The sequence below is a fragment of the Faecalicoccus sp. genome (assembly GCF_036552745.1).
Lineage (GTDB): Bacteria > Bacillota_I > Bacilli_A > Erysipelotrichales > Erysipelotrichaceae > Faecalicoccus.
Map to the genome: position 1 here is coordinate 1 of NZ_JAXKBY010000170.1, position 7,052 is coordinate 7,052.

At 43.3% G+C, this 7,052-nt stretch carries 6 protein-coding genes; all 6 read right to left on the minus strand.

The features are described 5' to 3' along the window. Window positions 1-153: 153 nt before the first annotated feature. On the minus strand, window positions 154-849 hold the full coding sequence (pyrF, locus tag U0M88_RS08145) for an orotidine-5'-phosphate decarboxylase (protein ID WP_117447290.1): 696 nt from the start codon (window positions 847-849) through the stop codon (window positions 154-156). Next, entirely contained in the window at window positions 842-1,756 is a 915-nt protein-coding gene (locus U0M88_RS08150; RefSeq protein WP_331869507.1) for a dihydroorotate dehydrogenase, read from the minus strand. The genes pyrF and U0M88_RS08150 overlap by 8 nt, the downstream gene beginning before the upstream one ends. After that, on the minus strand, window positions 1,756-2,481 hold the full coding sequence (locus U0M88_RS08155; RefSeq protein WP_168965210.1) for a dihydroorotate dehydrogenase electron transfer subunit: 726 nt from the start codon (window positions 2,479-2,481) through the stop codon (window positions 1,756-1,758). The genes U0M88_RS08150 and U0M88_RS08155 overlap by 1 nt, the downstream gene beginning before the upstream one ends. 2 nt (window positions 2,482-2,483) lie before the next feature. Then, complete coding sequence (carB, locus tag U0M88_RS08160) at window positions 2,484-5,690, minus strand: carbamoyl-phosphate synthase large subunit (RefSeq protein WP_320802847.1); 3,207 nt, start codon at window positions 5,688-5,690, stop codon at window positions 2,484-2,486. Between the two features lie 10 nt (window positions 5,691-5,700). Further along, window positions 5,701-6,762 (minus strand): glutamine-hydrolyzing carbamoyl-phosphate synthase small subunit, encoded by a 1,062-nt coding sequence (carA, locus tag U0M88_RS08165; RefSeq protein WP_331869505.1) that lies wholly within the window; start codon window positions 6,760-6,762, stop codon window positions 5,701-5,703. A gap of 5 nt (window positions 6,763-6,767) precedes the next feature. Further along, the coding region (locus U0M88_RS08170) for an amidohydrolase family protein (protein ID WP_331869506.1) at window positions 6,768-7,052 on the minus strand (285 nt) is incomplete at its 5' end.

The following is a 7,052-nucleotide window of genomic DNA, read 5'->3' on the forward strand; positions in this document are numbered from 1 at the left end:
ATAAAGGAGTTTAAAGCCCCCTGATTTTAACCGATTTTATAGCATTATCAAAAAAAACAGTGAGAGACAGAATTTTTTTCTGATGTTCTCACTGTTTTCATTTTTTTGGATTTTAAAATCTCCTATTTTTTCAGCGGCCTCACGTTTGTCGGCTTATTTCATCATCTCTTCAATTTTATGATATGTTTCTACCGGATCGGCGCTCTTTGTGATCGAACGTCCAACTACAATATAGTCACATCCCTGCTCTTTGGCATAGGCTGGTGTCGCTACACGTTTTTGATCATCTTTTGAGTCATCCGCTAAACGAATGCCCGGTGTCACAGTCAAAAAGTCATTTCCGCAAGCTTCATGAATAGCTTTTGCTTCATGTACGGAGCAAACAACACCATCTAAACCAGCTTCTTTGGCATTTTTCGCATAATGAATTACGCAATCCATGACTTCACCCGGAATTCCTAATTCTTCGTTCATGGCTTCTTTTGATGTACTTGTCAACTGAGTGACACCGATACATAAAGGGCGTTTACCATCCACAGCCCCTTCATTTAGGCCATCGATGGCTGCTTTCATCATTGCGATACCGCCGGCACAATGCACATTGACAATATCAACACCCAGCTTAGCCAAGTTTTTCATACCACCTTTGACCGTATTTGGAATATCATGCAGCTTTAGATCCAAAAAGATATGGTGGCCCATTTCTTTGACAATCTGTACCATTTCAAGGCCGCAGGCATAGGTCAATTCCATACCGATCTTCACATATACCGGTTCATCAAATTGTTTTAAAAAATCAATCACTTCTTGTTTACTGGAAAAATCCAGTGCAACGATCGTTTTACTCATCTCTAAAACTCCTTCCAATTGCTTCTTTAACAGAAGCATAACCATATCGTTCCAACACTTTTGGAAGATCCTCGATAATCTTTGGACATACATAAGGATCCACAAAATTCTGAGCACCGACTTCCACCGCACTGGCACCGGCATTTAAAAACTCCAATACATCATTGGCGCTTGTAATACCACCCACACCGATAATCGGAATTTGAACGGCTTGAGCGACCTGATAGACCATACGGATGGCAACCGGTTTGATAGCAGGCCCAGACAGTCCACCAGTCACATTGGCTAATAACGGCTTGCCTGTCTTTAAATCGATGCGCATTCCCATCAATGTATTGATCAGCACTAAACCATCCGCACCAGCCTGTTCTACAGCTTTTGCGATTTCCACAATATCCGTCACATTTGGTGAAAGCTTGACATACACTGGCTTTGAAGCTGCTTTCTTGGCCATCTTTGTGACATGTGCTGCTAACTCCGGTTTGGTTCCTAGTCCAATACCTCCATGTTTTACATTGGGACAGGAGATATTCAATTCATACGTTTTTACGACCGGTTGATCATTCAGCTTACGAATGACTTCGACATAATCTTCTTCAGTGGCTCCGGCTACATTGGCGATGATTTCTGTATCATACTGTGCCAAAAAAGGAAGCTCATTTTCGATGATCGAATCAACGCCTTTATTTTGAAGTCCGATCGCATTCAACATACCCGAAGGTGTTTCCGCAATACGCGGTGTCGGATTTCCAAAGCGTTCTTTTGGAGTTGCGCTTTTGATCGCAATTCCTCCCAACAAAGAAAGATCATATAACTCGGCATATTCTTTACCAAATCCAAAGCATCCGCTGGCCGGGATCACCGGATTTTTTAAATGCAGTCCGGGCAGTTCTACCTTTAAATCAATCATAGCACGACCTCCTGAATCGGAAAGACAGGACCATCCTTACATACACGTAAAGCATGATCACTGGTATCTTTAACGACACAACCCATGCAGGCACCGATACCACAGGCCATTCTGGCTTCTAAAGACAAATAGCCTTCGGTATATTCCTTCTGCAGTGCCTTTAACATCGGTAAAGGTCCACAGGCTAACACAAAATCGGTGCTTATTTTCTGTTCATGAATCGCATCCAGTACTGTTCCTTTTGTACCAACGCTGCCATCCATGGTCGCAATCTGTACCTTACAGCCTAATTCTTTAAACTCATGTTCAAAGAAAATCTGACTTTGATCATTGAAACCTAACACAACATCAACCTGATGTCCTTTTTTTAAATATTGTTTGGCCGTCTCATACAGCGGAGGTACACCGACACCTCCACCGACCAATAAAACATCTTTATTTTCGATAGGAAAACCATTTCCACAAGGTCCAAAAATATCGATTGTATCGTGCATCTTGGTCATCTGTAAAGTCCCCTCGCCTAAAATCTTGTAGATGATGACAAGCGAATCGTCCTTAATTTCATTGATGGAAATCGGTCGTCTTAAAAAGAACGGGGGTACCTCGATTTCAATAAACTGCCCCGGTTTTGCCATCTTGGCTAAACCGGTCTGCAGTTCCATTTTCCATATATCTTTAGCAATTTCTATATTCGAAAGAATCTTGGCAACTTCCTGTTTCATGCTTATTTCCCCATCTCGTTCATACTGATCATAGAGAAGGATAAAGCCTCCAGTACACGTGTTAAAGCTTCAGCTGTATCTAAGGATGTCATACATGAAATATTGTTCTCTGCGGCCACACGGCGAATTAGGAAACCATCCTTGCTGGTGGAATTAGTCTTATTGCTCATCGTATTGATCACAAAGTTGACACGTCCATGGCGAATGATCTCCACAACGCTGTTGTCGCCACCTTCTTCGATCTTATTGGCATGATGTACAAACAATCCGTTTTCTTCTAACAGCTTAGCAGTTCCTTTGGTCGCATAGATTCCATAACCGATATCCGCAAAGCGTTTAGCCAGTTTCAAGGCCTCGCTTTTATCTTCATCGGCAATCGTCAACAGCACATTTCCATGCATCGGAACCGAAATACCACTGGCTACCAAAGCCTTATATAATGCTTTTTCCAGATTTACATCTGATCCTAATGCTTCTCCGGTTGATTTCATTTCCGGGCCTAATACCGTATCGACATGGCGCAGCTTCGCAAAGGAGAATACCGGTGCTTTGACAAAGACATGATGCTTGTCATCCGGATGATAGCCCGGTGTATAGCCCTGCTCAACAATGGAGTGTCCTAAAATGGCCTTCGTTGCGATATTGGACATCTGAATACCCGTGATCTTTGAAAGGAATGGCACCGTACGGCTGGATCTTGGATTGACCTCTAAGACATACACATTTTCATCCTTATCAACGATAAACTGAATGTTGTACAAACCGATGAAATGGAACCCTTTTCCAATGCGAATTCCATAGTCGATGATCGTTTCTTTGACTTTCTCGGAAATGATCTGTGTCGGATAGACACTGATGGAGTCTCCGGAGTGCACACCGGCACGTTCAATGTGTTCCATGACACCTGGAATAAATACGTTTTCACCATCGGCAATCGCATCGATTTCCAATTCTTTTCCAACGATATATTTATCAACCAGAATCGGTGCATCATGGCTGATTTCCTTAACAGCTGTGGCCATATAGACCTTTAATTCATCATCATTATGTACGATTTCCATCGCACGTCCACCTAAGACATAGCTTGGACGAACCAATACCGGATAACCGATCTTCTGTGCAATGACCAAAGCTTCTTCCACCGTAACAGCGGTTTCTCCCTGTGGTTGTGGAATATCTAGTTTTCGTAACATCGCTTCAAATTCATGACGATCCTCAGCACGATCAATGTCTTCCAAAGAGGTACCTAAAATCTTAACACCGTGTTGCACTAAAGAATCCGCCAGGTTAATAGCCGTCTGTCCACCAAACTGTACGATTACCCCTAATGGTTTTTCCAGTTCGATGACATGCATGACATCTTCCGTTGTCAATGGCTCAAAATACAGCTTATCACTGATAGAGAAATCCGTGGATACAGTTTCCGGGTTGTTGTTGATGATAATAGCTTCGTAGCCTGCTTCACGCAATGTTTCCACACAATGTACAGTCGCATAGTCAAATTCAACACCCTGTCCGATACGGATCGGTCCGGAACCCAAAACAAGGATTTTTTTGCGATCTGAACAGATCGATTCATTTTCTTCTTCATAGCTGGAATAGAAGTAAGGTGTCGCACTGGTAAACTCACCGGCACAAGTATCGACCATCTTGTAAACCGGGAAGATGCTATTAGACTTACGCAGATCATAAACTTCTTTTTCGCTCATATTCCAGTTTTTCGCAATATAGCTATCGGAGAATCCGTTTTTCTTTAAAACCTTTAAAGTTTCCACATCCTTTACGTGCGCCATCATTTCCTGTTCTAAATCAATGATGCGTTTGATGTGATGAATAAAGAACGAATCCATCTTTGTTTCTTTTAAGATGATTGACATATCAAATCCATTACGTAACCATTGGGCAATCGCAAAGATACGCTCATCATCGCTGTTTTTGATCTTTTCTAACAGCTGCATCTGATCCATGGAAGCAAATTCAGCCTTATAAATATGATCGACCTTCATTTCCAGGGAACGCACGGCTTTTAAGAATGACTCTTCAAAGGTACGACCGATCGACATGATTTCCCCGGTTGCCTTCATCTGCGTTCCTAGATGACGATCTGCACTTGGGAATTTATCAAATGGGAAACGAGGGAATTTTGTGACAATGTAGTCAATGGCCGGTTCAAAGCAGGCATAGCTTGTCTTTGTGATCGGGTTTAAGATCTCGTCCAAGGTCAAGCCAACCGCCAGTTTGGCTGAAATCTTGGCAATCGGATACCCCGTTGCCTTACTGGCCAAAGCTGATGAACGAGATACACGAGGGTTAACCTCAATGACATAATATTTAAAGCTTTCCGGATCTAAAGCCAGCTGCACGTTACAGCCACCACAGATCTTTAAAGCACGAATGATCTTTAAAGAAGCACTTCGCAACATCTGATTTTCACGATCGGTCAAGGTCTGCACCGGAGCCACAACGATACTATCCCCGGTATGGATACCCACTGGATCGATGTTTTCCATGTTACAAACAACGATAGCATTATCGTTGGCATCACGCATAACTTCGTATTCGATTTCTTTATAACCGGCAATGCTTTGTTCGATCAAACATTGTCCAACCGGTGAAATCTTCAATCCGGCTTCACAAATCTCGCGTAATTCTTCTTCATTATCCGCAAAACCGCCGCCGGTTCCCCCTAAGGTATAAGCCGGGCGCACAACAACCGGATAGCCATGCGTATTACAGAACTCTACGGCCAGATCAACCGTATGCACGATGGCACTTTCCGGTACCGGCTCTTTGATTTCCTGCATCAAAGCACGGAATAATTCGCGGTCTTCGGCACGGTTGATCGCATGCAGATCGGTTCCCAGAATTTCTACACCACATTCATCCAAAATACCATCATTATGCAGATCGACAACCAGGTTCAAACCTGTCTGTCCTCCCAGAGATCCCAAAATCGCATCCGGTCTTTCTTTATAAATAACACGTTTGGCAAAATCCAAAGTAATCGGTTCTATATAAACACGGTCGGCAATGGTTGTATCGGTCATGATCGTAGCCGGGTTAGAGTTGATCAAAATAACTTCATACCCTTCTTCACGAAGTGACTGGCAAGCCTGACTTCCGGCATAATCAAATTCAGCTGCCTGTCCGATAACGATCGGTCCCGAACCGATCACAAGTATCTTATGTATATCCTGACGTTTAGGCATAGTGATCCTCCTATTCCATCAGTTCCATGAAATCATCGAATAAATGTCCGGAATCTAACGGTCCGGCACTGGCCTCCGGATGGAACTGCACACTGAAACAAGGATAGTCTTTATGACGTACTCCTTCACAGCTCTTATCATTTAACGCCTGATGTGTCATCTCCAGACGCGTGTTTTTCAAAGAATCGATATCAACCGCAAAGCCATGGTTCTGGCTGGTAATCTCTACCTTTCCTGTTTTTAGATCCATTACCGGATGATTGGCTCCACGATGACCGAATTTTAACTTATACGTTTTAGCTCCACAGGCTAAAGAAATCAGCTGATGTCCTAAACAGATTCCAAATACAACCGTTTGCGGAATCAATTTTTGAATTGTATCGATGGCCACCTGTACATCCTCCGGGTTCCCTGGACCATTTGACAACATTACCCCGTCCGGATGAAAGCCCATGATCACATCCGCCGGTGTATCATATGGTACAACGATCAGATCACAGCCACGTTTGGATAGTTCCCGGACAATACCAAGCTTGGCCCCAAAGTCCATCAGTACGACCTTTTTACCACGATTAGGAATCGGGAAGATCTTTTGCGAACTGACACGTTTCACCTGATCATGCAGGTAATCCGTTTCCTGTAACATTTTTACAATCGCATCCACATCGGCATCCACATTTGCCAAAGTAGCATGCATCGTTCCTTTATCGCGCAGCTTACGCGTAATCGCACGTGTATCGATACCATAAATACCCGGAATACTTTCACGCTTTAAATACATATCCAACGTTTCCTGGCTTCGCCAGTTGTTTGGTTCATCACAATAATCCTTTACAACAAAGCCAAACACAGCCGGTACGATACTTTCGTTATCATCACGGTTGACTCCATAGTTTCCAATCAACGGGTATGTCATCATGACGATCTGTCCACAATAGGAATTGTCCGTCAAAATTTCCTGATACCCTGTCATGGAAGTATTGAAGACCAATTCTCCAATTTGAAAGTTGTCACTTCCAAAGGCAGTTCCACGATAGCAACTGCCATCTTCTAAAATCAGTAATCTTTCCATATACTCTATCCTTTCCACACCGTTTTAGAACCGACAATTGTTTCCCTGATGGCGCCATATACTTTCCAGCCATCAAACGGTGTATTTTTCCCTTTTGACAGAAATTGCGATGCATCGATCACACTTTCATGTTCCAGATCCACTAAAACCAGATCCGGACGATAACCGACCTCAATGGCTCCGATCTTTTCCAAGCCAAAGCGCTTGGCCGGTGCACCGGACATCCAGTTCACCAGCTGTGCCAATGTCCAGCGCTTCTGTTTTTTCACAAACTCCGTATATAATAAAGG